The sequence below is a fragment of the Streptomyces sp. NPDC006012 genome, assembly GCF_042871185.1.
Classification (GTDB): Bacteria; Actinomycetota; Actinomycetes; order Streptomycetales; family Streptomycetaceae; genus Streptomyces.
In genome coordinates this window covers 526,298-551,180 of the sequence record NZ_JBIAIE010000002.1, presented here as the reverse complement: position 1 = coordinate 551,180, position 24,883 = coordinate 526,298, and the positions used below count along the sequence as shown (strand labels likewise).

At 70.5% G+C, this 24,883-nt stretch carries 24 protein-coding genes, 1 tRNA gene and 1 pseudogene; 18 read left to right on the top strand and 8 right to left on the bottom strand.

The features are described from left to right. Positions 1-555 precede the first annotated feature (555 nt). From ACFYPJ_RS06595 to ACFYPJ_RS06585, 3 genes are all read left to right on the top strand, one after another. Positions 556-1,065: a hypothetical protein gene (locus ACFYPJ_RS06595; protein ID WP_389011434.1), complete on the top strand. Its 510-nt coding sequence runs from the start codon at positions 556-558 to the stop codon at positions 1,063-1,065. Positions 1,066-1,374: 309 nt separating this feature from the next. Further along, the gene (locus ACFYPJ_RS06590; RefSeq protein WP_389011431.1) at positions 1,375-1,560 is read left to right on the top strand and encodes a ferredoxin; all 186 of its coding nucleotides are present in this window, start codon (positions 1,375-1,377) and stop codon (positions 1,558-1,560) included. Positions 1,561-1,674: 114 nt separating this feature from the next. After that, positions 1,675-2,610: an FkbM family methyltransferase gene (locus tag ACFYPJ_RS06585; RefSeq protein WP_389011428.1), complete on the top strand. Its 936-nt coding sequence runs from the start codon at positions 1,675-1,677 to the stop codon at positions 2,608-2,610. 59 nt (positions 2,611-2,669) lie between these two features. Here the strand turns inward: ACFYPJ_RS06585 and ACFYPJ_RS06580 are convergent, their stop codons facing one another. The 3 genes from ACFYPJ_RS06580 to ACFYPJ_RS06570 all read right to left on the bottom strand — a co-directional run bounded on the left by ACFYPJ_RS06580 (position 2,670) and on the right by ACFYPJ_RS06570 (position 5,110). Beyond that, positions 2,670-3,440 carry a glycosyltransferase family 2 protein gene (locus ACFYPJ_RS06580; protein WP_389011425.1) on the bottom strand — a complete coding sequence of 257 codons (771 nt, stop codon included), beginning with the start codon at positions 3,438-3,440 and terminating at the stop codon, positions 2,670-2,672. Then, the gene (locus tag ACFYPJ_RS06575) at positions 3,437-4,225 is read right to left on the bottom strand and encodes a GntR family transcriptional regulator (RefSeq protein ID WP_389011422.1); all 789 of its coding nucleotides are present in this window, start codon (positions 4,223-4,225) and stop codon (positions 3,437-3,439) included. The genes ACFYPJ_RS06580 and ACFYPJ_RS06575 overlap by 4 nt, the downstream gene beginning before the upstream one ends. A gap of 546 nt (positions 4,226-4,771) precedes the next feature. Then, positions 4,772-5,110: a DUF6344 domain-containing protein gene (locus tag ACFYPJ_RS06570; protein WP_389011419.1), complete on the bottom strand. Its 339-nt coding sequence runs from the start codon at positions 5,108-5,110 to the stop codon at positions 4,772-4,774. A 348-nt stretch (positions 5,111-5,458) separates the two neighbouring features. Between ACFYPJ_RS06570 and ACFYPJ_RS06565 the strand changes: the two genes are divergently transcribed. Together ACFYPJ_RS06565 and ACFYPJ_RS06560 are read left to right on the top strand one after the other, a co-directional pair. Beyond that, positions 5,459-5,587, top strand: a complete 129-nt coding sequence (locus ACFYPJ_RS06565) for a DLW-39 family protein (RefSeq protein WP_003999697.1) — start codon at positions 5,459-5,461, stop codon at positions 5,585-5,587. Positions 5,588-6,304: 717 nt separating this feature from the next. Further along, a complete protein-coding gene (locus ACFYPJ_RS06560) occupies positions 6,305-7,516 on the top strand; it encodes a hypothetical protein (protein WP_389011416.1) in 1,212 nt (403 codons plus the stop codon). Between the two features lie 150 nt (positions 7,517-7,666). Here the strand turns inward: ACFYPJ_RS06560 and ACFYPJ_RS06555 are convergent, their stop codons facing one another. Further along, entirely contained in the window at positions 7,667-9,508 is a 1,842-nt protein-coding gene (locus ACFYPJ_RS06555) for a protein kinase (RefSeq protein ID WP_389011413.1), read from the bottom strand. A 150-nt stretch (positions 9,509-9,658) separates the two neighbouring features. Then, positions 9,659-10,207: a helix-turn-helix domain-containing protein gene (locus ACFYPJ_RS06550; RefSeq protein WP_389011410.1), complete on the bottom strand. Its 549-nt coding sequence runs from the start codon at positions 10,205-10,207 to the stop codon at positions 9,659-9,661. A 183-nt stretch (positions 10,208-10,390) separates the two neighbouring features. On the opposite strand from ACFYPJ_RS06550, the gene ACFYPJ_RS06545 reads away from it, so the two are divergent. Together ACFYPJ_RS06545 and ACFYPJ_RS06540 are read left to right on the top strand one after the other, a co-directional pair. Continuing rightward, positions 10,391-10,463, top strand: a tRNA-Ala gene (locus ACFYPJ_RS06545). Positions 10,464-11,088: 625 nt separating this feature from the next. Beyond that, on the top strand, positions 11,089-11,385 hold the full coding sequence (locus tag ACFYPJ_RS06540; protein ID WP_389011407.1) for a hypothetical protein: 297 nt from the start codon (positions 11,089-11,091) through the stop codon (positions 11,383-11,385). 154 nt (positions 11,386-11,539) lie between these two features. On the opposite strand, the gene ACFYPJ_RS06535 is transcribed toward ACFYPJ_RS06540, so the two are convergent. Further along, positions 11,540-12,970, bottom strand: coding sequence for a serine/threonine-protein kinase (locus tag ACFYPJ_RS06535; RefSeq protein ID WP_389011404.1), 1,431 nt, complete (start codon positions 12,968-12,970; stop codon positions 11,540-11,542). Between the two features lie 433 nt (positions 12,971-13,403). On the opposite strand from ACFYPJ_RS06535, the gene ACFYPJ_RS06530 reads away from it, so the two are divergent. The 3 genes and pseudogenes from ACFYPJ_RS06530 to ACFYPJ_RS06520 form a co-directional block, all read left to right on the top strand. Continuing rightward, positions 13,404-14,645, top strand: coding sequence for a hypothetical protein (locus tag ACFYPJ_RS06530; protein ID WP_389011401.1), 1,242 nt, complete (start codon positions 13,404-13,406; stop codon positions 14,643-14,645). Positions 14,646-14,793: 148 nt separating this feature from the next. Further along, a complete protein-coding gene (locus ACFYPJ_RS06525; RefSeq protein WP_389011637.1) occupies positions 14,794-15,786 on the top strand; it encodes a PP2C family protein-serine/threonine phosphatase in 993 nt (330 codons plus the stop codon). A 417-nt stretch (positions 15,787-16,203) separates the two neighbouring features. Next, positions 16,204-16,400 (top strand): annotated as a pseudogene (locus ACFYPJ_RS06520) (DNA-binding response regulator); the annotation flags it as partial. A 246-nt stretch (positions 16,401-16,646) separates the two neighbouring features. On the opposite strand, the gene ACFYPJ_RS06515 reads toward ACFYPJ_RS06520, so the two are convergent. Continuing rightward, entirely contained in the window at positions 16,647-17,351 is a 705-nt protein-coding gene (locus ACFYPJ_RS06515) for a DUF5324 family protein (protein ID WP_389011398.1), read from the bottom strand. Between the two features lie 402 nt (positions 17,352-17,753). Here ACFYPJ_RS06515 and ACFYPJ_RS06510 point away from each other — a divergent pair, with 402 nt between their 5' ends. Continuing rightward, the gene (locus tag ACFYPJ_RS06510; protein ID WP_389011395.1) at positions 17,754-18,287 is read left to right on the top strand and encodes a peptidylprolyl isomerase; all 534 of its coding nucleotides are present in this window, start codon (positions 17,754-17,756) and stop codon (positions 18,285-18,287) included. A gap of 127 nt (positions 18,288-18,414) precedes the next feature. After that, on the top strand, positions 18,415-19,308 hold the full coding sequence (locus ACFYPJ_RS06505) for a rhomboid family intramembrane serine protease (protein ID WP_389011392.1): 894 nt from the start codon (positions 18,415-18,417) through the stop codon (positions 19,306-19,308). Positions 19,309-19,661: 353 nt separating this feature from the next. On the opposite strand, the gene crgA is transcribed toward ACFYPJ_RS06505, so the two are convergent. Further along, the gene (gene crgA, locus ACFYPJ_RS06500; RefSeq protein WP_389011389.1) at positions 19,662-19,916 is read right to left on the bottom strand and encodes a cell division protein CrgA; all 255 of its coding nucleotides are present in this window, start codon (positions 19,914-19,916) and stop codon (positions 19,662-19,664) included. A 142-nt stretch (positions 19,917-20,058) separates the two neighbouring features. On the opposite strand from crgA, the gene ACFYPJ_RS06495 reads away from it, so the two are divergent. The 6 genes from ACFYPJ_RS06495 (at position 20,059) to ACFYPJ_RS06470 (ending at position 24,686) form a co-directional block, all read left to right on the top strand. Continuing rightward, positions 20,059-20,865, top strand: a complete 807-nt coding sequence (locus ACFYPJ_RS06495; protein ID WP_389011386.1) for a DUF881 domain-containing protein — start codon at positions 20,059-20,061, stop codon at positions 20,863-20,865. A 37-nt stretch (positions 20,866-20,902) separates the two neighbouring features. Next, a complete protein-coding gene (locus tag ACFYPJ_RS06490; protein WP_389011383.1) occupies positions 20,903-21,598 on the top strand; it encodes a class E sortase in 696 nt (231 codons plus the stop codon). Positions 21,599-21,614: 16 nt separating this feature from the next. Next, positions 21,615-21,812, top strand: a complete 198-nt coding sequence (locus ACFYPJ_RS06485) for a hypothetical protein (protein ID WP_376525650.1) — start codon at positions 21,615-21,617, stop codon at positions 21,810-21,812. Next, positions 21,809-22,483, top strand: a complete 675-nt coding sequence (locus tag ACFYPJ_RS06480; RefSeq protein WP_389011380.1) for an aminodeoxychorismate/anthranilate synthase component II — start codon at positions 21,809-21,811, stop codon at positions 22,481-22,483. Before ACFYPJ_RS06485 ends, ACFYPJ_RS06480 begins: the two co-directional genes overlap by 4 nt. Positions 22,484-22,890: 407 nt before the next feature. Beyond that, positions 22,891-23,925, top strand: a complete 1,035-nt coding sequence (locus ACFYPJ_RS06475) for a class E sortase (protein WP_389011634.1) — start codon at positions 22,891-22,893, stop codon at positions 23,923-23,925. Positions 23,926-23,972: 47 nt separating this feature from the next. Next, positions 23,973-24,686, top strand: a complete 714-nt coding sequence (locus ACFYPJ_RS06470) for a class E sortase (protein ID WP_389011631.1) — start codon at positions 23,973-23,975, stop codon at positions 24,684-24,686. Positions 24,687-24,883: the final 197 nt, after the last annotated feature.

Sequence of the window (24,883 nt, the reverse complement as noted above, 5' to 3'; positions counted from 1 at the left end):
AGTCGCCGAACGGCGGCGAAGGTACGGCCCCGCAGACCTGACGCGACGCGTAAGTCCGACCGTATGCCCAGACGCGACGCGTCCGACGTCCCGACCGCAGGCCCGTCAGGCGCGTGACGCCGGCCGCTTCCAGCGGCTGTCGCGTTGACCACCGGGCCCCCGACCCTTCGATGCGCGCCGTTCCAGTCGGCTCGGCTCGCATCGATGCCGCCCGCAGCGTCCGGCGCTGGTCCCCGCGTGGGGAGGGACCAGCGCCGGACGGCGGGGTTCCGGCGACCACGGACGGCCGGGGCCCGCAGGCGCCGCCAGCCGTACGCCGTCACGTTTCTGCGCCCGTGCGCCTCCATGCCCGTGCGCCTCTACGCCTCTACGTCCGTACGGCGGCTCTACGCCTCCACGCCTTCACGTCCGTATGCCTCCACGCCCGTACACCACCCCTGTGAATCTGACGATGCGTCAGTTATGGTCGCCGTCAGGGCTGCTTCCGAAAGGGTGAGCGCGGTGGAATCACGTCTCCAGAGCCCGGAGCCTCCGGGTACCCCACGCTGGGTTGCGATGTTCTACGAGCCGGCCTCGGCAGCATGGCGGATCGGCGCCGAGTCGCCGCATCGCGCCCCGGTGCTGCACGCGGTGGGCGAGATGACGCAGACCGTACGCGCGCGTGGCGGTGAACCGGTCGTCGCCCTGTGGGGGCCGCGGGACGGCGCGTGGCACCGGGTCGAACGCTCCGCGGCGTCGCCCGGCGACGTGTCGTCCGCCGTCCCGGCGGGGCCATCGTCCGCCGAGCCCGCCGGTCCCCCGGATCCAGCCGCCCACGCGCGCCCCGCCGACGCCGGCGCCGACACCGCCGACGAGGCGAGCGAGCGAACGGAGCCGCAGAGCAAGCTCGCGGAGCGGATGGACGACCGGCGGCATCAGGTACTCATGGCGGGACTGGGCAAGGCGGGCCTCTACGATCTCGCGCCGGACGATCTCACCGCTGTCCAGACGCTCGTCGACCGACTCGACGAGACCACTCTGCGCAGGGTCGCCCACTGGCTCGCGACCGCCGGCGGCGAGGGCTAGCAGCGGGTGATCGCCGGCGGCGAGGGCCGGCCGCGCCATCGCGTCCGCGCTCGTTCCGGTTCCGGAAAAGGGATTCGGGTCCGGAGAGGGTCCCGGGCCCGGAGAGGGATCCGGATGCTGAGAAGGATCCGTGGTCCGGAGAGGGATCCGGATTCCGGGGCTTCCGGGGCCGGATCCGGGGTCGGGGCGTCCAAGTTCGATTTGCCGGGCCGTTGCGGGGGCAGTGACGTCGTTGTAGGTCAGGTCCCTTGGTCCGCATCGCCCGTCGCATCCGATCGGGGGCGGTGCCCGCTCGCGACTGGAGTGCGCATGACGGTCTCCATCGACCGCAACCTCTGTTACGGCTCCGGCGAGTGCGCCCACCGGGTGCCGGCGGTCTTCGCGTTCGAGGACGGATACGGCGGCGTACGGCCCGGTCGCGAGGGCGGCGACGAGGCGCTCGTGCGGGAGGCGGCCGAGCGGTGCCCCTCCCAGGCGATCAGCGTCACCGAGTAGCGGCGATGCGCCATCCTGTGGCGGGGACCTCGGGCAGTGCTGTGGAGGGGACTTCGGGTGGTTCTGTGGTGGAGGCTTTGGACGGGTCTGTGGAGGGGTGCTTTGGATAGGCCCGTGGCGGAGGCTTTGGGCAGGCCCGTGGCGGAGACCTTGGTGACGCTGGGCCGTCGGTACGTGCGGGCCGCGCCGGGCTCGTTCGGCAAGGCGCCCTTGGTGGCCCGCTGGCTGAATCCGTATCTGCGGGACCACCCGCGCCGACGCGTCGTCGAGACCCGCTCAGGCGCGCGGTTCGCGGTGGACACGCAGGACCTCATCCAGCGGTACGTCTACCTGTTCGGGGTCTGGGAACCGCACCTGACGAACTGGCTCCGGCGCCGGCTGAAGCCGGGGGACACCTTCATAGACGTCGGGGCGAACGTGGGGGTCCTCAGCGTGCTGGCGTCACAACTTGTCGGCGACCGGGGCAAGGTCGTGGCGATCGAGGCGTCACCCGTGTTCCACCGGCGTCTGGCGCAGCAGCGCGCGCTCAACCACGCCCGGAACGTCCGCACCGTCAACGCCGCGGTCTCGGACGGCCACAAGACCCTGGCCTTCGTCCTCGCCAGCTCCCGCAACATGGGCGCGAACAGCATCGTTCCGTACGACGGTCCCGCGGAGTCCACCTTCGAGATCGAGGCACATCCGCTGCCGGACCTGCTCGACCCGGCGGAGATCGCGAGCGCCCGGGTGATCAAGGTCGATGTCGAGGGCGCGGAAGGCGCGGTCGTCCGGGGCCTCGCGCCCATGCTGGAACGGTTGCGGCCCGACGCGGAGATCAGCGTCGAGGTGACCCCCGAACGCATGGCCCGGCTCGGGGACTCGGTCGGCGAACTGCTGAGGACGATGGCCGACGCGGGCTTCCACGTCTATCGGCTGGCCAACGACTATGCGCCCGGGAGCTACCCGGCGGCGCTGAGCGGCAGGTCGGGCGTCCCCGTCCGCTGGCGCGGGCCCGTCGGGTCCGAAAGCGACCTGATCTTCTCCCGGGTGGACGCGGAGACGCTCCCCTGACCGGGGCGTGAAGCTGGTGAACTCCCGCGAAGCCCTGCTGAAGCCCCCTTGTCCGCAGGTCAGTCCGCGGCCGGGCCGCGCCACCCCAACTGCGCCAGCGCCCGTGCCCTGGCCCCGACGACGGCCATCCGCGCGTCACGCTCGGCCGGGTCGACGTGCGGGGCCTGGCCCGTGACCTGCCCCTCCCACTTCCGGTAGAGGAGCCCCACGTCCTGGGAGAACCAGCCACGGCTGACGGCGTTCAGGGCCAGGAGGAGCCCGGTGTCCTCGGACGCGGGCAGCGCCATCCAGCCGCCGAGGGCGACCAGCAGGTCATGCCGTACGCAGAGGGTCGCGGGGTGGACCTGCGCGCGGAAGCCGTTCTGCTCCCAGTGGTCCAGCACGGCGCCACGCTCGACCGGCCCGTCGTCGGGGTCCTGGGGGAAACCGACGGTGGCACCGTCCGGCATGAGGTCCAGGACCCGCGAGGTCGCCCAGCCGATCTCGGGAACCCCTTCGAGGACGGCCAGGTCACGGGCGAGGGCACCCGCGGTGAGCTGGTCGTCGGCGTCCAGCACCTTGACGTACGCGCCGTCGGCGTGCGCGAGGGCCATCGTGCGGGCCACACCCGGGCCGCCGGGCCGCCCCTGCCGGAACGTCACCCGCTCGTCGTCGGGTACGTACGGACGGACGTCGTCCGTCCTCCCGTCCTCCTGGATCAGCCAGTGCCAGTCCCAGCCCGCGGGCAACTCCTGCGCGCACAACGACTCGTACGCCTCCGCCAGGAACGGGGCCGAAGGCGCGTGAACAGCGGTGACGATGACGATGCGCCGGCGCACGGCGGCACTCACCACCTTTCCAGGGACGTGGTGAACGACAGTTCCGTGCGGTCGCCGGGGAGCGTGACGTGAGTGACGTCCACGACGTGGTCGTGGATGTCGTACGACGTCTTCCGCAGGAGGATCACCGACGTACCGGGCGGCAGCTCCAGTTCCTCGGCCTCCTCCGGCGTCGGCGGGCGGGCGGTGAAACGCTCCTCGACGCGATCCACTTCGATGCCCACGGTGTACAGCTGGTTCTGGGTGCCGCCCGGCCACGGCTCGTTGCCGTCGTCCAGGAGGCCGGGGTTCGCGGCGATCACGTCGCGGACGAGATAGGAGGAGACGAGGCTGAACGGGGCGGTCTCGGCCGCGTGGCGCGTCCGATAGCTGCGTTCGAGCAGGACGGTGCCCTCGGGGACGCCGAACGCGTCCGCGAGGTCCGGGGGCGCCTTGATCTCCTGGTACTTCGCGTAGAAGACGAGATCCCGCAGCTCAAGCCCGGTGTCGTGCTCGGTCGCCCCGGTCTGCGCCCGCTCCGCCTCCGGCTCGCGCGCCCGCTGCTTCTCCCACTGGTGCCGGCGGTTGTCGCGGACCGCCCGGGTACGGGGACGCCGGACGAAGGTGCCGCTGCCGTGCCGCTTGTCGATCAGACCTTCTTCGTTGAGCATCCGCAGTGCGTTCTGGACCGTCGGCACGCTGCGTCCGTAGTGCGCCGCCAGCTCCGACTCGGACGGCAGGCGCTCGCCTGGTTCGCGCAGGCCCTCGCGGATCGACCTGCGGATGTCGTCCGCGATCATTTCGTACGCCTTGGGCACCGGTGCTCACCGCCCCGTCGTCCGTCGTCACTGGTACTGCCTGCTTGCCTGCCCGCCCGGTGACCTGCTTACCTGCCTGCCCGCGCTGCGCGCGCACGTCGGCGGTCCGTCTTCAGCGTACGACTCCTAAAGAGGTCTTGACGATTCGGGGAGCCGACTGGGAGAAAACGGACATGCGAAGGCCCCGGCGGGGTCAGGCCGGGGGGCTTCTGGCGATATGAAGCTGTACGCAATTCGCCTTTGAAAGGTGCTGCTCGTCAGCGCGCTACGTCTTTACGTCGCTACGTCGTCGCGGCATCACGGTGCTGCTTGCGCTGCTGTGTAGCTGTGTAGCTGCGCTGCTGTGTCGCTGTGGCGCGTTCTTGCGTTCTTGCGGTGTTGTTGTGTAGCGGAGGCACGTCGTCCCGCGGCCTCGCCGTTCCGCTGTCCCGGTGTTCCGGGTGCTGCGTCACGACGGTTCTGCGTCTTTCGTGGTCCTGCCGCTGCATTACGTCATCGCGCGAATTTCTTGATCACGCGTACTTCCCGCGGTGGAGAAGCGTCTGGTCAGCAGGTGAGCGGCGCTTCGGCTTCCGCTTCGGTCGGGCTGTCCGCTGCTGTGTCGTCCAGGGGGCGGTGGCGGCAGCTCGGGGATTTGCCGTGGGCCTCGGCGCTGATCCGTTGCTTCATCGTGGGGGGCAGCGTGCCTGCCCGGGCCCAGGATCTGGACCAGGAGAACTGGGCCGTCGCCGGCGCCGGCGCGGGTGCGGCGCTCTTGAGCGGAGCTTCAATCTGCGGTGCGGCCGCGGCGGTGGCGGCGGTGCCGAGTCCGAGCGCCGTGAACAGCGCGAGGAAGGCGGTGACGATGGCGGTCCACAGCTTCATGACCGTGCTGGTGCGGGCCATGACCCCTCACTTTCGGGTTGGGCGATTTGCGTACTTTCCTCATGATGTGTATGCGCGTCGAGAAGTGGTGGACCTGAGCCCGTGGCGCGTCGATGTTCAGATGAACACCACTCGAATGGGCTCAGGTCGCAATAAAAGCTCCCAAATATGGATGCCAGTGAATGAAGAGGGAGCAAAGTGACGCTGTGTGGAACGATGATCACCCTGCGGTGATGGTGCCGCCGACCTGGTCTATTGCGCTCTTGAGGGCGGGAGTTGGGACCCGGCGCAGGTCACCGACCGATATCGGTCGGTGTGTATAGTCGGGCGGCAGAGGTCCCCTACGTCAAGGAAAGACGAGGTCGCGCGGTGAAGAAGCTTCTCCTGGTCGCACTGGCCGCCATCGGCGGGCTCCTCGTGTACCGCCAGATCCAGGCGGATCGCGCCGAGCAGGATCTGTGGACGGAGGCGACTGACTCCGTGCCCACGGGTTCGTGAACAAAGACACCAGAAACTGAATCGGACCCCGGCCGCCTTGCGGTCGGGGTTTTGTGTTGCCTGGGCGCCGATGCCGGGGTAGGGCCCGCTCGCGAACGGGGTGTTTCGGACGGCCGCGCGGATCAGCGGGATGACCCGGGCGCGCATTGGGCAGGATGGGCCACGGTCCGGTACGGACGGTGTGGCGCGGCGGCGGATACGGCTCTCCTCCTGGTCCATCGACCACGAGCGGCGTAGGCGACGTGTGGCGTAGGACGACGTGCGGTGCGCGATGACGTCTGGTACGCGAGGCGTGTGGTGCGCAACGGTGCGACGGCGTGTGGTGCGTGGCGCGTGTGGTGCGCGACAACGGGCGGTGGCGGTGGGCGGCAACGTGCGGTGGGGGACGGCCGCGTGCGGTATCCGGCTTCCCGCTTTATGTGCGTCCCGCCGGCGGGACGAACTGCGGGACACGACGAGGGGTGGCGCGAAATGGGGCGGCGTACGGCGTGGTGGCGGCGGTCGGGGCGAACCCGGTGGCGCCGTCGGGCTCCCGGCACCGCCGTGCGTGGTGCGGCGGCGACCGGGACGTTGGCCGTACTGTGCGCCGTCGCGCTGCTGCCGGGTACGTCGGCCGCAGCCGCTGCCGCAGCCGCTGCCGCAGCCACGACCGCGTCGGCGGGCTCAGGAGCGGGCTCGGGCTTGGGCTTGGGCTCGCGATCGGGCTCGGGATGGGGCTTGGCATCGGCGAACGCGGATTCCCATGGGTACGCGTTCACGCCCGGTGCCCGTCCCGCCGCCGGAGCGGAGAGCACCACGGACGCCGTGCGGCTGGAACCGGGCGAGACGTACCGGAGTTCCCTCGCGGGGAAGGCCAAGCTGTACTACCGCCTGGAACTCCAGGCACCGACGACCGCGTACGTCCCCGTGACCGCCATACCCCCTGCCGGTGCCACCGTCTCGGCCAGTGACGGCATCAGGGTGTCGGTGCAGGACGCCAACGGCGGTTCCTGCTCCTACGGCTCGGCACGCTTCGGCGCCGGCATGAGCCCCCGGCCGGTCACGGCGCTGGGGATGCGCGAGGCCGGCAAGACCCTGTGCCGGGGGGCGGGTACGTACTACGTGCTGGTCGAACGCCTGGAATCACCTGATACGTCTGGCTCGGGTTCCGGCTCGGGGGCCTGGGACCTGGAGTTGGCTCCGGTCGCCGAGCCGGGCCTGACGCGGTCCGGGAGCACGAGCGCACCCGAGGTGTGGGACTCCGCCTCGCCCGAGCCGGTCACCGGTGAGCCCCGGCGGCGGACCGGCGGCGCCGGCTTCGCCACGGCGCGGGCGTTGGAACCAGGGGTCTGGCAGACGGACCTGCGGCCCGGACAGACCCTCTTCTACAAGATCCCGGTCGACTGGGGCCAGCAGATGCACGCCACCGCCGACCTCGGCAGTACGACGGGGTCCGGTGGCTACGTCAGCGGTGCCCTCGACCTGACGCTCCACAACCCCGTACGCGGCTACGTCGACGACGCGGCCCTCAGCTACAACGGCAGCCAGCAGGAGGCAGCCCTCGATCCACTGCCGCCCGTCGAGTACCGCAACCGGTACGCCGTGCCCGACGGGGTGAGGTCCATGCGCTTCGCCGGCTCGTACTACCTGGTGGTGCACCTCAGTGAGGGGATGTCCGACACGTTCGGCCAGGGCCCCTTCGGGGTGACGTTGCGGGTGCGCGTCAGCGGCACTCCGCACGCCGCCCCCGGGTACGCCGGGCAGCCCGAGCCGCGGGACGTGTTCGACGTCACCGCCCAGGACCGGGAGGCGGCCGTGACGCGACGCGGCGACGACGGCGGGAACACCGCGATGCGGGCGCTCGCGACGGGCGGCATCGGCATGGGAAGCGCGCTGCTGCTGGCGCTCGGGGTGTGGACGGTGGCCGCCCGGCGGCGGGCCGACGCCTAGAACAAGGACGGGCTCTCGGTAGCGGACCGGTGCTCGGCCGTGGGCCGGTGCTCGGCCACGGACGCCCGCTCAGCCACGGACCGTCACTCAGACGCGATCCGTCACTCGGTCATGACCGGTGCTCGGTGCTCGGTAATCGGTGCTCGGTGCTCAGACGCGGGTCAGCGCCCAGAAGCCCACGGCGTAGCAGGCCAGCGCGAGGAGGAGGATCGGTACCGCTGCTTTCGCGGGAGGGCCGGGGCGGCGGGTGCGGCGAGCATGGCGCGTGGCGCGGCGCGGTACGGGTGCCTGCGACTCCGGCACGGGTACGTGATCCGGCACGGGCATGTGAGATTCCGGCGCGGAATGAGGAACCCGCGGGCTCTGAGCGGTGTACGAAACAGTAGGGGCGTCCATGCGGCGCGGCTGTTCCGGGGGCAGGGCCTGAGCGGGGTTCCACGGGGACTGCGGACGGGGGGAGGAAAGGGCATGGGTAGGGATGTAAGGGGAGGGGGAGACGGAGGCCTGTCCGGAATTGGGCACGGTCACCGTGGGTGGGTGCGCGGGGGGCTGGGGTTGCGGCTGTTCGTTCTGGTGTATGACCTGGTGATTGACCTGGTGGTCGTCTTGGTGGTCGGCCTGCTGCGGCAGCGGAGGCGGCAGATGGAAGCTCCCGGTGTCCGACATGCCGGGAGGCTGCGGACCGGTGTCCTCGCGCGGATCGCTGGTCGAGGGGGTTTCCGGAGCGCCTGGCACAGAGCCGCTGGTGGCGGGCCCGGTCCGTGCGGAGAGGCGGGGCGGGTCCTGCGTGGGGTGGTCGTGCACCGAAGCGGACATGTCCTGCGCTCCGGCCGGACCACCGGCCATACCGACGTCGACGCCGACGCCGGATACCGGAGTACTGGTGACCGGGGTACTGGATACCGGAGAACCGGATACCGGAGTACTGCCGACCGGCGTACTGGCGACCGGAGCACCTGCACCAGAGCCTCCGACACCGGCTGTCCAGGCACCGGCAGTCCAGGCACCGTCTGTCCAGGGCCCGGATACGGTGCCCGGTGCGGCTGGTCTCGGCTGCCCGGGTCGGGTGCCGGTATCCGCCTCCGCCTCGATGTCCACACCCGAGGCCGGCTTGAAGGGGCCGTCGGGCCCGAAGCCCGGCGGGAGAGGGCCGAGTTGGTCGAAGATCTCGATCAACTCGTCGTCGGGCCCGGGCTCCGGCAGGAGTTCCATGGCCGAGGCGAGCGCCTTGCGGGCACCCGTGGCGGTGCGGAAACGGGCCACCGGATCCGGCTGCAGCAGCGTCGACACGACCTGCCAGAGCGGCTCGGGGACGCCCTTGGGCGCACCGGGCGTCCCGTGCTCGGCGAAGTACTGGACGATCGCCTTCGCGTCGGGCTTGGCGCCCTCCAGCAGATACAACGCGACCAGGCCCGCGGCGAACAGGTCGGCGGGAAAGTCGGGTTCCGCGCCGAGCATCTGCTCGGGCGCGAGATAGCCGGGCGTTCCCACCACGAGGTTGGTCTCGGTCAGGCGCGGTTCACCGAGCCGCATGGCGATGCCGAAGTCCGACACGCGCAACCGCGGGCGGCCCGTTCCGGTGACCTCCAGCAGGATGTTGGCCGGCTTGATGTCGCGGTGCACGACACCTTCCTCGTGCACCGCGGCGAGCCCGGACAGGAGCTGGTCGAGCAGGGTGCAGACGAAGGCCGGCGGCAAGGGGCCGTAGTCGCCGACCAGGTGGACCAGTGAGCCGCCGGCGACGAGGTCCATGGTGAACAGGACCTTGTCGTCATCGGCGGCCCAACTGGCCGGAGCGAGAACATGGGGGTGATCGATCCGCAGGGCCTGTTCCCGCACGAACCGCAGGAGGGAATGGGCGTCGCGCTGCTGAAGCACCTTGGCGGCGACATAGCGGCGGCGACGGTGGTCCCAGGCGCGCCAGACGGCGCCGACGCCTCCGTGTCCGATCGGGTCGGCCAGTTCGTACCGGCCGGCGAAGACCTCACCCATGGCTGTCCGTCGCTCCTCCCCCTGCGGTTCCCCCTTGCCCCTCTTGCTTCCCCCGAGATGAGTGATACGACCCCTTGTCGTGCCCCCAGGCACTCCCCCGCTGCGCCGGCCCGTCCGCCGGACCCCCTCCGATGGACGGGCCGGGGGGAGTCAGCTCTGGTGGGACTGGTAGTGCGCGACGGCGTCGGAGGTGCGGCCCGCGCCGTACACCCGGAGGAACTCTGCCAGTTCGGGGTGGCTCGGGGCGAGGGATTCGGCGGCCTCGATGATGTCCCCCGCGGCGGCCACCGAGCGCAGCAGCGACTGGATCTCGCGGACCACCCGCTTGACCGTCGGCGCACCCGAAATGCTCGTCGTGTGCGTGGTGTTGCTGAGCATGGAGCCCCCCTGCGACTTCTTGATCTCCTCCATGCGGTCGGTCGCCTCGGCCGCGCTGACGCTGCCGTCCGCGACCTGCGCCGCCAGGTCCTGCAGCAGCTGCACCCGCTGGACCACCGCGGGATTGCCGATCTTCGCGCGCTGGCCGCTCATCAGCTGTGACAGCATCGGAGCGGACAGCCCCAGCACCGCCGCGAGGCGGGCCTGGTTGAGTCCGAGATCGTCTATGAGCTTTCGGAAGAGCGCCCCCAACGGCTCTCCGTACCAGTTCCGCTGCAGCTCCCGCGCTCTGGCGGTGGCTTCCTGCTGTGCGGCGTCCATTTCGCGTCTCCCCATCGCTTCCCCAAGAAACGTGGTTCGCTGTAGCGAACCACGCCGAGCATCTTACGGAGCGTGGTCGTTTCCAGGGACCCCCATCTTTTTTGCGAGATCCCCGGGGTGACCCGGTACTCTGGTCTGCGGCGCCCACCCGAGCGTGATGCTCGCGGCGGACGTCTTTCACCAGGGGCCTTAGCTCAGTTGGTAGAGCGCTGTCTTTGCATGGCAGATGTCAGGGGTTCGACTCCCCTAGGCTCCACGTTGAATGACCCCTCTGACCTGCGGAAACGTGGTCAGAGGGGTCTTTTTGTTCCGATTTTCCGTGCTGGCAGGCGTCTGTGGAGGCCGGTGGTTGAGGGGCTTCGGGGCGGTGCCTCTCCCTTCTGGATCCCCTTCTCGTAGTGGCTTGGTGGGGACCTGATCCTTGTGAGCCAGCGTGTGGCTCGTGGAAGGTCGAGCGTGATCAGGTGCACCGCCCTCACCGCCGCGGACATCGCCGTCGACACCGACGGATTCGTGCCCGTCCTGGAACGCATCGTGGCCGACAACCCTGAGCCCGCATCTCCCGGTTCACCAGGTGGTTCCACGCGAGGAGAGTCAGCTCCTCTCACCCAAAGACCCGACGGCGGAACCCAACTGAGGTTCCTTGATGCCGTGAGCCGTGAGCCGTGAGCCGTGAGCCGTGAGCCGTGAGCCGTGAGCCGTGGTGAGCCGATCGGAGGTGAGCATGAGGACGACTCCCGGCCGGTTCGGAGCCTTCTTCCGCTCGCCATGAGCGGCAGTTTGCGTCGGGTGCACCCTTTCAGGGTGGTTTGGCTCAACGTCTTCCAGGGGTGTGACGAACGGACGAGTGATCGCGTCGTCCACCACTTCGGGAGGCATTCATGAAGACGCGTATGGCCCTGGTCCTGAGCGGGGCCGCGACACTGCTGGCAGCCACGTTGGGGGCGCCCGCGGCGCTGGCCGCGACACCGGGTTCGACGGCGGATGCCGCCCCCGCACACCACGTCGCGGCCCGGGGATGCGTCAACACCGAGACGTACCCTCTGATCGTCCGGAACACGACGAACGCTCCGGCGCTCGTCTTCGACCGTCGTGACTGCGCGGGGTCGGTGATCGGGGTCGTCCCGCCTGGGCAGACGCAGGTCTTCGAGTTCGGGGAAAGCGTCTACTACAACTGACGCGCGGTCGGAACGTTTCACCGTATGGGACGTATGGACCGTATGAGCCGGATGGAACCGTACGGAGCGGCCCCGGTCGGATCGGTGTCCGTAGGAACCGGTGTCCGGCCGGGGCCGCCAAGGCGCGCGGGACGCCAGCGGTATTCCGGCCGGGTCAGCCGTCGCCGTCGTCGTTGTCGGGCTCGTCGTCGTACTGCTGGGTGTTGTCCTTCTGTTCCGGCTGCTTCTCGGACAGGCCGCCCTGGGCTCCGGAGTCCGCCGTGGAACCGGTGGAGGGCGACGGGTCGGATCCGGAGGTCTCCGCCGAGCCGGAGCCGGCCGAGAACAAGGCCATGCTGATCAGCAGCGCGGCCAGGAAGAGCACGGCCGCGGCGATGGTGCCCATCATTCTGGGGCTGCGGGCGGCGAGGAGCCGCAGCGCGGGGCGACGGCTACGGCCCCGGCGGGCCAGGGAGGAGTGGGCGCTGGAGTTCGGCAGCGCGTAGGTGGTCGCGGGGCCCGGTTCGGCGGATGGGTGCCGGGTCGTCCCGCCGTCGGCCCGTCCGACCGCGTCCGCGCCCGGCTGCCCGGCCGGACCGCCCCTCGCCGGGCTGCCCGGACCGCCGGCCGTACGGCCGGCCGGACCGCCGCCGGTGCGCCCGCCCGCCCGGTTGCCCGGACCGCCGACGGTCCGCCCGGCGGCTCCCGCCCTCCCGCCGGGGCCGGCGGCCGTGTGCCGGGCTGTTGCCTGGGGTGTCGGGGCGGCAGTGCCTTGTCCGGGACCGCCCGGGCCGGCCGCGCGCCTGCCGGACTGTCCGGGCTCGGCGGGCGGGAGCGGTTCGCGGTGCCCGCGCCAGGAGTCGACGCCGAACCAGCCGGCGACCTGGGCCGCGGTGGGGCGTGCCTCGGGCTGCTTGGCGAGCATGCCGAGCAGGTAGTTCTCCAGTGCGGGCGGCATGTCGACGCCGTACTGCCGGGGCGGGGTGGGCGCGGTGTCGAGGTGGTGGTGGAGGATGGCGACGGCCGTGTCGGCCTCGAAAGGCGGTCGGCCGGTGAGGAGTTGGTAGAGCACACAGCCGAGGGAGTACACGTCCGACGGCGGCCCGGCGTTCCGGCCCAGGGCGCGTTCGGGGGCCAGGTACAGGCTGGTGCCGACGATCTGGCCGGTCGCGGTGAGCCCGCCCGCCGGGTCGTCCATGAAGCGGGCGATGCCGAAGTCACCGATCTTGAGGGAGCCGTCGGCGGCGAGCAGCAGGTTCCCGGGCTTGATGTCGCGGTGCACGATGCCCTGCTGGTGCGCGGCGGCCAGGCCGGCCGCCGCCTCGGCCGCGATGCGGGCCACCCGCTCCGGAGGCAGTGAACCTGCACTGGCCAGTACGCGCGCGAGGCTGTCGCCGTCGACCAGTTCCATCACCAGGAACAGCCGGTCGTCCTGAGCACCGAAGTCCAGGACGCCGACCACATGGGGGTGGTCGAGCCGGCCCGCGGTCTGCGCCTCCAGCCGGAAACGGGCGGTGGCGGTGGCGTCGGAGCCCTGGGCCAGCAGGAACTTGATCGCCACATCCCTGCCGAGCGTCTCGTCCCGTGCCCGCCAGACCTCACCCATCGCTCCGCGCCCGAGGGTGGTCTGCGGCCGATACCGGCCCGCTATCAGCACCTGTCCTTCATCCTCACGCCGTGGGCCAACTCCTGATCGCCGCAGGCCAACACTCTGTGCGTGGGGCGGTGTTGGTGGGGGTGCCGCAGCGGCCTCAGCCTACTTGCCGGTGCGGGCCCTCCGATCCCCGCTCCGCGCCGCGGGAGCATCCGGCCCTGTGCCGCGGGAGCATCCGGCTCCGTGCTGTAGCGGTATCCGGCTCCGTGCCGTGGAGGCACGCAGTTCCGTGCTGCGGGGGCACTACGGGCATCGCTCGGTCGTTCGGTACGACGGGGTACCACCCGGTCGTACGGTACGGACGATCTATACGATGGCGTCCGGAATGGGTGACCGGGGTCATTACGGGTGGGGGTGAACCGATCATGACGTACCGCGGGCTTCCGTGGGCGTGAGCGGGGCCGGGCGCCGACGGCCGCTGGACCTGCTGCTGCGTGCGGTGAGGTTCCTGGGCCGTACGCTGCGCGGCGAGTGGCAGGGGATCGTCGTCGATCCGCTGCGGCAGCTTCGGCGGCGCGGGCCGTCCGGGCTCTTGCTGGCGTTCGTGGCGGCGTTCGGGGTCATCTTCTTCCACGACCTCGCACAGCGGCCGACCGGCGCGCTGGTGGTGTGGCGGCTGGGCGGGGTCACCGCCGATCTGCCGCTGTGGCTCGCCCTGCTGCGTACGCCGGTGTCTCTCTACGTACCCGCCCTCGATCTGCCGGTCTGGGCTGGTATCACCCAGTTGTTCCTGGCGTTCGCGCTGGCCGAACTCGCCCTGGGCCGGGCCCGTACGCTGGCGGTGGCGTACGCGGCCACGCTGGCCGGCACCCTGTCGGTACGGGTGATGATCGCGATCGGGCCGGGCTGGTGGGGGCTGGGGCTGCCGCCCGAGGTCGGGCAGGTCCTGGACACCGGGCCGTCCGCCGCGGTGGTGGGCCTGTTCACGTACCTCTCGGTCGTCCGGCGCGCTCCGGTGGTGTTCGCCCTCACCGGCGGGTCGATGGTGTGGGAGTCGATCACGGTACCCAACCTGGCGGGCCGTGAGCATCTGATCGCGGTGGCCGGCGCGATGGTCCTCGGCCTTCTGCACGGACACCGGCCGCACTGGCTCGACCTGCGTTTCTCTCCGCGGCCGCACTGGCTCGGCTCCCGGTTCTCTCTACGGCCGTGGCGGCTCGGCCTTCGTGTCCCCGGCCGCACCCGCGCCTCCGTGACTTCCTCCCCCGCGCCCGCCAGTTCCCCGAGCCCTTCCCCGGTACCTCCACCCCGCCCTGACTCGAAGGCAGCCACAGCCCCCGCGCCCCCGTCAGACGCCGACACACCCCCGTCAGACGCCGACACGCCCACGCCGGACGCCGACGCACCCCCGGCGACTTCCCCCGCACGCCCGCCACGGCCCGCCTTGCGCCTACTGGCCCCGACCTCAGCCCCGATCCCGGTCTCAGCCCCGATCCGCGTCCCGGTCCCAGCCCCGGCCGCTTCACCGGGATCTCCGGAATATCTGAAATCTCCCAAATCTCCCGAACCTCCGGAATCTCGGGATTCTCGGAAGCTTCAGGAACATTCGGGATCGCTGGAATCTCCGGAAAACCCTGGGTATCCCGATTCCATGGGTGAGGGGCGGTGCGGCCCGGTCCTGCACTGAGCCGTGCGCTCTGGAGGCCGATGCGCGGCTCTGCCACGATGATCCTGTTCTGCGGCAAGCGTGGAGGGGGAGGGCGCCGGTGCCGGAGAAGGACGAGACCGTGCGGAGCCCCCGTCGCACGGTGCTGGCCGTGCTGCCGTTCGCCACGATGGCGGCGGTCGCCGTCGCCGATCTCACCACCAGCCCGTCACTGGGATTTCTGCCGCTGGTCGCGGTGGGACCCGCGTTCGCGCCGCTCGTCGGCGGCTGGCGGCGCACCGCCGGCATCGGCCTGCTGGCGCTGCTGCTCTCCGCCGGTCTCGGCTGGCACAGCGACCTGATCGACGCGCAGCGTGGCTACATGGCCATCGCCGCGGTCCTCGGGGTCACGGTGGCGGGGCTGGTGGCCGTGTCCATGAGGGAGCGGCGGGAAGCGGAGCTGGACAGCTTCCGGTCGATCGCGGAGGCGGCCCAGCGGGTGCTGCTCAAACCGGTGCCGCGGCTCGCCGGGCGGCTGCGCGCCGCGGTCGCCTATATGTCCGCCGTCGCCGAGGCCCGTATCGGCGGCGATCTGTACGAGGTGGTCGCCTTCCCGGGCGGGGTGCGGGTGATCGTCGGCGACGTCCAGGGCAAGGGGCTTGAGGCGGTGGAGACGGCCGCCGTGGTCCTGGGCGCGTTCCGCGAGGCCGCGCCGGACGAAGCGGCTCTGGCGCAGGTGGGGCGGCGGTTGGAGCGGGCCGTGGACCGGCAGTTGGACGGTGAGAAGTTCGTCACCGCGATCCTGGCCGAGGTGAGCGACGAGCGCGTCACCTTCCTCAACTTCGGGCACCCCGCGCCCCTGCTGATCCGCGCCGAGGGCACGGTGGATCTGCCCGAACCGCCTGCATACGCGCTGCCGCTGGGGCTGGGCGCGCACGGCGGGGAGCCGCCGGAGCCCTTCGACGCGGGCTTCTTCCCCGGGGACCAACTGCTGCTGTACACCGACGGGGTGACCGAGGCGCGGGACGCCGACGGGCGTTTCTTCCCGCTGCCGGAGCGCGCCCACCTGCTGAAGGAGCGGGACGCGGAGGCCGCCCTGGAGACCCTGCGCCAAGACCTGCTCCAGCACGTCAGCGGTCCGCTCCAGGACGACGCCGCGATGCTCCTGCTGCGCTACCGGTGACCCGGCCGCCGTCCGGGTGCGGCCGGCGCCGGTGTTTCGTGCGTCCGTGGCTCGTACGGCTGCGGCTCGGACGTTCGTAGCCCGTACGCCGTGCCTCATCTGCCGTGCCTGATCATCTGCCGTCCCGCCCATCGACGGGCGGTGGTCCCCGCGGCGGGCCGGAAACGCCCCGGCCCGCGGCCGGTGCGCCGGGCGGGCGTGCGCATGGGCGATGCCGCGCCCGCCAAGCCCCACCGGAGTCCACCATGCCCTATCGAGCCTCACCCCTGCCTGTCCGTCCTGCCCCTCCGTCCTGCCCGTCCGCCAAGCGGTACGGATCGTCTCCACGGGCGGGCGGCGCAGGGTGCGCCGGGTGGGGAGTCCGACGGTGACGAAGACCGTCACGGCGACCGTGACCGCCGCGGCGGATAGCAGCCCGAACGGGAGGTGCTCGCCCTGACGGCGGAAGGACTGGGCAACGGCGCCATCGCCGAGCGGCTCGGGTCACCGAAGGGGCCGTCCGCCAAGCACATCCGCAGCATCTTCGCCAAGCTCGACCTCGCCCCACCGACCGGGTGGACCGACGGGTGGCTGCCGTCGTCCACTACCTGGAGGACACTCGCCGACGGGCCTGACCACCCGATGTTTCACGTGAAACACGGGCGCGCAGGCATCCAGGGGCCGACCACGCTCCAGCCACGCCGGCGGAAGACCGGGACAACCGGCCTCCCGCCCCACGGCGCCGCACCAGCCGTCCGGACGCACGCCTGGACGCCCGCTTGGACGTCCGGAAACCCGGCCACCCGGAAACCCGGCCACCCGGCCACCCGGCCACCCGGCCACCCGGTCACCCGGTGCCCGGCCACCCGAACACCTGGCCGTCAGTGCTGGTCGTCGTCCCTACGTGCCTGCTCCTCCGCCTGCTTGGCCCGGACCTCGGGGTCCAGGGAGGAGGCGTCGGGGCTGCCGTCCACCGAATGCAGCCGATGCGCCTCGGACACATCCGTCGCGGCGGGCGGTTCGACCAGCCAGTCGGGGTTGGTCTGGCTGTCCCACCACTTCCAGGCGGCGACGAGGGCACCGGCCAGCACGCCGGCCACGGCCAGCACTTTCGCCGTCCGGCCGGCCTTCGCCCGCCGCTCGTGCTTGCGGACCAGCTTCTGAATCTCCTGGGGCGAGACCTGGCCACGCAACGCGGCGAGCGCCGCCGCACTCCGTGCCGCGGCCTCCTCACGGACCGGTCCCGCCGCGGCCACGGCCTGCTCGATCCTCGGCCGTGAGTACGCGGCGGCCTGCCGGGCGGCCCGGCGGGTCCGTACGGCCGCGTCATGCGCGGCCTGGTCCATCTTCGGCGGCACATGGGACCGCGCCAGTTCCAGGCGCGGAGCGAGCCGGGCGTCGTACTGGACGCGGGCCTGTCCGGCGGCCTGGGACATCACAGGCGCCAGCCGTACGCGCGCCTCCTGGGCGTAGTACGCGGCGCGATCCTTGGCTGTGTCGGCGTAGGGCGCCACCACTTCCGCGGCGTGCAGCACGCTGTCCTTTGCCGACCCGGTCGCGGCGCGCACGCTGTCGATGCGGGTCACGGGATCCTCCTTCTCGGTGGCGTACGGTATTTCGACTTTCCACCCTTTTCAGGATCATGCCTGCCGGCGGGCCCCGAAGCATGCGGGGCGGGCATACGGGTGCCGGTCTGCTCGATCAGCGGCAGAACGCACGAAGCGCATATTCCACTGAAGGGGAACTTTTCGTCGACGATGCCATGGATCGCTGCCGCATGCGCCTCGGGTTCGAGTGGGCCCGACCCCGCTGCCGCAGGCGAGTGAGCCGAGTCGACCCGACCCGCTTTCCGCGAGCGATCCGAGGGGACCCGACCTGGTTTCCGCAAGCGATTCGTGGAGATGCCCGCCCGCGCAGGGCCGCCGGGCGACGTGCGGGCCGAGCCGTGCGAGGATCGGAGAGTCACAGGAAACAACGGAAGGCAGATCGTGGCCGAGCAGCTTTACGCCACCCTGAAGACCAACCGCGGCGACATCGAGGTCCGGCTCTTTCCGAACCACGCGCCCAAGACGGTCAAGAACTTCGTCGAACTCGCCCAGGGCGAGCGGGAGTGGGAGCACCCGGGAACCGGCGTGAAAAGCACCGACCGGCTCTACGACGGCACGATCTTCCACCGGGTCATCAGCGGCTTCATGATCCAGGGCGGCGACCCGCTCGGCACCGGCATCGGCGGCCCCGGCTACGAGTTCGAGGACGAGTTCCACCCGGACCTGTCCTTCAACAAGCCGTACCTGCTGGCCATGGCCAACGCCGGCCCCGGCACCAACGGCTCGCAGTTCTTCATCACGGTCGAGGCGACCACGTGGCTGAACCGCAAGCACACCATCTTCGGTGAGATCTCCGACCCGGCCAGCCAGAAGGTCGTGGACGCCATCGCCGGTGTCCGCACCAGCCGCCCCAACGACCGGCCCGTCGACGACGTCGTCCTGGAGTCGGTCGTCGTCGAGAAGCGCCAGGGCTGAGCCGCACCGCTTCGGCCACCACCGGTCCGCGCAGGCGCTCCGGTTCTGCCACGGGGAACCAAACGCCCCGCTCGTCCGTAAGGATGGGCGGGGCTGTGCAGTGCCCGAAACCGACCGAGGGGATCTCATGGACCAGGCCACAGGCCGCGCGCAGGACGCCCAGAGCCTGCCCGTGTGCTACCGGCATCCGGACCGCGAGACCGGTATCCGCTGCACCCGCTGCGAACGCCCGATCTGTCCGGAATGCATGGTCAGTGCCTCCGTGGGCTTCCAGTGCCCCGACTGTGTCCGCGGTGGTTCCGGCACCGGACAGCCCCCGGCCGCCGCCGCCCGGCCCCGCACCCTCGCGGGCGGTACCGTGACCGCCGATCCCCGGCTGATCACCAAGGTGCTGATCGGCCTCAACCTGGCCTTCTTCCTGGTCCAGCAAGCCGTCGGGGACAGCTTCACCAACCGGTTGGAGCTGATCGGCCAGGCATATGTCCCGGCCCTCGGCTCGGTCGAAGGCATCGCGGAAGGCCAGTACTACCGCCTGCTGACCGCGATGTTCCTGCACGCCGGCGTCGTCCACATCCTGTTCAACATGCTCAGCCTGTGGTGGATCGGCGGTCCGCTGGAAGCGGCCCTCGGCCGGGCCCGGTACGTGGCGCTCTACTTCGTCTCCGGACTGGCCGGCAGCGCGCTCAGCTATCTCCTCGCCGCGCCCAACCAGCCCTCACTGGGTGCCTCCGGGGCGATCTTCGGACTGTTCGGTGCCACCGGCGTCCTGCTGCGCCGGCTCAACTACGACATGCGTCCGCTCATCGCCCTGCTGGTGATCAACCTGATCTTCACCTTCAGCCCGGCCTTCAACATCGCCTGGCAGGCGCACATCGGCGGCCTGGTGGGCGGCGTCATCACCGGTTACGCGATGGTGCACGCCCCGCGGAAGAACCGGGCGCTGATCCAGTACGGCGTCTGTGCCCTGGTTCTGGTGGTCGTCGTGGTCGTGACCGTCATCAGAACGACGCAGCTCGCCTGACGCACCTGGCGCACCCGACTTACCTGGCTCGCGTGATCGAGAGCCGACCGGGCCAGGTGAACGCACCGCCTTGGCACAGCTGATACCGAACCGTTGTCCACAGCCCGTGTCGGATCCTGTGCACGGCGTGCGGAACAGGTACGCCCCCCGCCCCCTGGGTGTGTTTTCCCAGGTCGAGTGGGGGGCGAACAAGTTTGCGGCGACCAGTAGGTCAGTCACACCGGCGTCAACACCCAGTGGGTTATCCACAGATCTTCAGACCTTTTCCCCAGGCGATGTGGATGTCCACCTCGGGCCTGTGGATAACTCAGCGGATAGCCCTGGGTAGAGCCCTGTTCACCGGAGTGCGGCTCTTACTTCCACTGGGTGGAGACGCCGAAACCGGCCGCGATGAACGCGAAACCGACCACGATGTTCCAGTTGTCCAGGGAGTCGATGGGCAGTGAGCCGTCGGTCACGTAGAAGACGACGATCCAGGCCAGACCGATGAGGAACATGGCCAGCATGACGGGTGCCACCCAGGTGCGGTTGTTCAGCTTGATAGCCGCCGCCTGCCTCGCCGGTGGCGGCGTGTAGTCGGCCTTCTTGCGGATACGTGACTTCGGCACGAGGGTCTCTCCTGTCGATGCGCTGCGTGGCCGCGCAGGTAACTGGATCGGGCTCGGGAGCAGCGTACAAGGGGACGCTGAGTACTCCCCCGGGCGTCCGTTAGCGTAGTGGTTCCGCGGCGCCGAAGGAGATAAGGGTACGTTGAGCAATTCTGCCGACTCCCCAGGGAGGAGATCAACGGGTTCTTCGCAGGTCCGCGCGGATCGGCAGGACGACTTGCCCCGCTTCCGGCCGGTGCGGATCCTCACGGTGGGCGTGTTCGCCCTCGCTGGGCTCCTCTTCTTCACCAGCTTCAACACGGCCAAGGGCACGGACATCCGCACGGACGCCTCCCTGCTCAAGCTCTCCGACCTGATCCAGGAGCGCAGCCACAAGAACAAGGAGCTGGACGAGTCCAACGCGGGAGCGCACGACGAGATCGAGGCGCTGGCCGAGCGCGACGACGGCAGCAGCAAGGCCCAGGACGACCGGGTCTCCGGGCTGGAGAAGGGCACGGGAACCCAGAAGCTCACCGGCAAGGCGGTCACGGTGACGCTCAACGACGCCCCGCCCAACGCCACCGCCAAGCTCCCCGGCTACCCGGAGCCGCAGCCGGACTACCTGGTCATCCACCAGCAGGATCTGCAGGCCGTGGTGAACGCCCTGTGGCAGGGCGGCGCCGAAGGCATCAAGGTCATGGACCAGCGGCTGATCGCCACCAGTGCCGTGCGCTGCGTGGGCAACACGCTGATCCTCCAGGGCCGCGTCTACTCGCCGCCGTACAAGATCACGGCGGTGGGCGATCCGGCGAAGCTGCGCAAGGCGCTCACGGGTTCCCCGGCCATCCAGAACTACATGGTGTACGTCAACGTCTACGGCCTCGGCTGGAAAGTCGACGACGACGGGGCGGTGACTCTGCCGGGTTACTCGGGCACAGTGGATCTGCACTACGCGAAACCCGTCGACTAGCCCGTAGGACGTGTGGGCGCCCGTACAGGAGCTGCCGGTGCGCGTGATCGTGAGGACCGTCAGCGAGCTGTGCATCACCGCCGGCGCCTTGATCGTACTGTTCGTCGCATATGTGCTGTTCTGGACCGGAGTGAAGGCCGACGGCGCCATGAGCGACCAGATCGACCGGCTCCAGCAGCAGTGGTCCCAGGGTCGTGTCCCCGAGCCGGCGGGCACCGGAACCGCCGAGAGCGCCGCCCCGCCCGCCCGGCCGGCCCCGTACCGCAACGGCAAGGCCTTCGCGATCATGTACATCCCGCGGTTCGGTTTCACGTGGAACAAGCCGGTGCTGGAGGGCACCGGCACGGACGTCCTGAAGGAAGGGCTGGGCCACTACGCGAGCACGGCTCGGCTGGGCCAGACCGGCAACTTCTCGGTCGCCGGCCACCGGCGCACCTACGGAGATCCGTTCAAGGACTTCCCCGAACTGCGGCGCGGGGATGCGGTGGTGCTCACGGACGGGACCACCTGGTTCACCTATCGGATCGACAAAGGCCCGTACAGAACGGTTCCGACCGATGTCGCGGTGATCGACCCGGTGCCGCCTATGTCCGGATACTCTCGTCCGGGCCGCTATCTGACGCTGACCACGTGTGATCCGGAATGGGGCCACAGCCACCGGTTGATCGTCTGGGCGCACTTGGACTCCACACAGCCTGTGGAGGCAGGCAAACCGAGGGCGCTGCGCCGTTAGTCTGGTGCCGTACGGCGTGAGTCTGGTGCCGTGGCGCTACGGAAGGGGCGGCATGTACGGCTGGATCTGGCGGCATCTGCCGGGCAACGCGTGGGTGAAGGCGATGATCTCCCTCGTGCTGGTCGTGGCCGTGGTCTATGTCTTGTTCCAGTACGTCTTTCCCTGGGCCGAACCGCTGCTGCCCTTCAACGATGTGACGGTGGACAACCAGTGAGTGCGCGGATTCTCGTTGTCGACAACTACGACAGCTTCGTCTTCAACCTCGTCCAGTACCTGTACCAACTGGGGGCCGAGTGCGAGGTGCTGCGCAACGACGAGGTGTCGACGGCGCACGTCCCCGGGGGCACCTCCCGCTTCGGCTCGGCCGACAGCGGGGGAGGATTCGACGGCGTTCTGCTGTCGCCCGGTCCCGGCACTCCCGAGGACGCCGGGGTCTGCGTCGAGATGGTCCGGCACTGCGCCGCCACCGGCGTCCCGGTCTTCGGCGTCTGTCTCGGCATGCAGTCGATGCAGGTGGCGTACGGCGGTGTCGTGGACCGCGCGCCCGAACTGCTGCACGGCAAGACCTCACCGGTCGAGCACGAGGGCCGGGGAGTCTTCGCCGGGCTGCCCTCCCCCTTCACGGCGACCCGGTACCACTCGCTGGCCGCCGAGCCGGCCACCGTCCCGCCGGAACTGGAGGTCACGGCCCGCACCCACGACGGCATCATCATGGGCCTGCGGCACCGGGAACTTCCCGTCGAGGGCGTGCAGTTCCACCCCGAGTCGGTGCTGACCGAGCACGGCCACCGGATGCTGGCCAACTGGCTGACGGAGTGCGGGGACCAGGACGCCGTGGCGAGGTCGGCGGGGCTCGCCCCGGTGGTGGGCAGGGCCACGGCGTGACCGCGCTGCGCCCGGAGCGCGAGACCGGTGCCTCGTACGAGGATCAGTCGTACGAGGTTTCCGGCGCCCCCGCGGACCTGCGTGACCAGGGCGAGCAGGAGACGCCGTACCGGGCCCCGGCCGATGAGCCGTACCGGCCGCCGACGGACGACGAGACGGTCGCGCTGATCACTCCCGCGGACCTGCGCGATCAAGGCGGGCAGAAGGCGTCCGACCGGGCCCCGGTCGACGAGCCGTCCCGCGCCCCCGCCGACGAGCCGTTCCAGGCCCCCGCCGACGAGCCGTTCCAGGCCCCCGCCGACGAGCCGTTCCAGGCCCCCGCCGACGAGCCGTTCCGGGCCCCCGCTGACAAGCCGTACCGGCCGCCGGCCGACGACGAGACGGTCGCGCTGCTCGCCCCCGCGGACCTGCGCGATCAAGGCGGGCAGAAGGCGTCCGACCGGGCCCCGGTCGACGAGCCGTACCGCGCCCCCGCCGACGAGCTGTACCGGCCGCCCACCCACGACGAGACGGTCGCGCTGCGGATACCGCCTCCGCCGTCGGGCGCGGCCGGGTCCGCGACCACCGCTGGAACGCCTTCTGGCGCCCTTTCCGGCTCGTCGGCCACGGGAGCCGAGCCGGGTGGCCGCGCGGCCCGCAGGAAGGCCGCCAAGCGGCGCGGCGGGCGTCACGGCGGCGGCGCCAGAGCGGCCGAGCCGACGGCGACGGAGGACGAGCCCAAGGCGCCGCTGTCCCGGGTCGAGGCCCGAAGGCAGGCCCGGCTGCGCAGACCGAGCCCGGCCGTGGTCGCGAGCCGGGCGATAGGCGAGATGTTCATCACCACCGGTGTGCTGATGCTGCTGTTCGTCACCTACCAGCTGTGGTGGACGAACGTCCGGGCGCACGCGCAGGCCGGCAATGAGGCCCACAACCTCCAGCAGGACTGGGAGAGCGGCAAGCGGGCACCGGGGGTCTTCGCGCCGGGGCAGGGCTTCGCCATCCTGCACATCCCGAAACTGGACGTCGTGGTCCCGATAGCCGAGGGCGTCAGCAACGGGAAGGTCCTCGACAAGGGCATGGTCGGGCACTACGGCGAGGAGCCGCTGAAGACCGCGATGCCCTCCGACAGGACCGGCAACTTCGGGCTCGCGGGCCACCGCAACACCCATGGCGAACCGTTCAGGTACATCAACAGGCTCACGCCCGGTGATGATGTCGTGGTCGAGACGCAGGAGGAGTACTTCGTGTACAAGGTGGCGTCGACCCTGCCCGTGACATCGCCGTCGAACACGAGCGTGCTGGACGCGATACCGAAGGGGTCGGGTCTCACCGTGCCGGGCCGCTACATCACCCTGACCACCTGTACGCCGGAGTTCACCAGCAAGTACCGGCTGATCGTCTGGGGCAAGATGGTCGAGGAACGGCCGCGCAGCAAGGGCAAGCCGGATGCACTCGTCCAGTAAAGGACAGATGAACTGTGTCAGCGACCGCCGACGACACCCAGGACCAGATGTCCGCACCCGGGGCGGTGCCGGAGCCGGGACGCCGGAGGACGGGCCGGATCGCCGCCGCGATCAGCGTCTTCGGTGAACTCCTCATCACGGCGGGCCTGGTGCTCGCCCTGTTCGTCGCCTACTCCCTGTGGTGGACGAACGTCGTCGCCGACCGTACGGCCGGCAAACAGTCCGACAAGGTCCGCGACCACTGGGCCCAGGACACCGGACCCGGCGCGCTGGACACCAAGGACGGCATCGGCTTCCTGCACGTGCCCGCGATGAAGAACGGGGAGGTGCTGGTCGAGAAGGGCACGTCGTCGGAGGTCCTGAACGACGGCGTGGCGGGCTACTACACCGAGCCGGCCAAGGCGGCGCTCCCCATGACCGGCAGGACGGGCAACTTCACCCTCGCCGCCCACCGCGACGGCCACGGCGCCAAGTTCCACAACATCGACAAGATGAGGAAGGGCGACCCGATCGTCTTCGAGACGAAGGACGACTGGTACGTCTACCGGACGTACGCCGTCCTGCCCGAGACCTCGAAGTACAACGTCGAGGTCCTCGACCAGGTCCCCGAGGAATCCGGCAAGAAGAAGCCCGGCCACTACATCACCCTGACGACCTGCACCCCGGTCTACACGAGCCGCTACCGCTACGTGGTGTGGGGCGAACTGGTCCGGGTGGAGAAGGTCGACAGCAAGCGGACTCCGCCGAAGGAACTGCGCTGAGCGCTGGGCCGCCCTGCTGCGGGCCTTCCGTTGCGTTTCATGGCGGTCACGGCCGCCGGACCGTGACCGCGACGGCAGGCCGGTCCGCTCCCGCTCCTTGAGCCGCCGCTGCCGGGCCCGCCGCTGCCGGGCCCGCCGCTGCCGGGCCCGGTGCTGCCGGGCCCGGCGCGGTTGACCGCTGCGCAGCCGTAACCCCA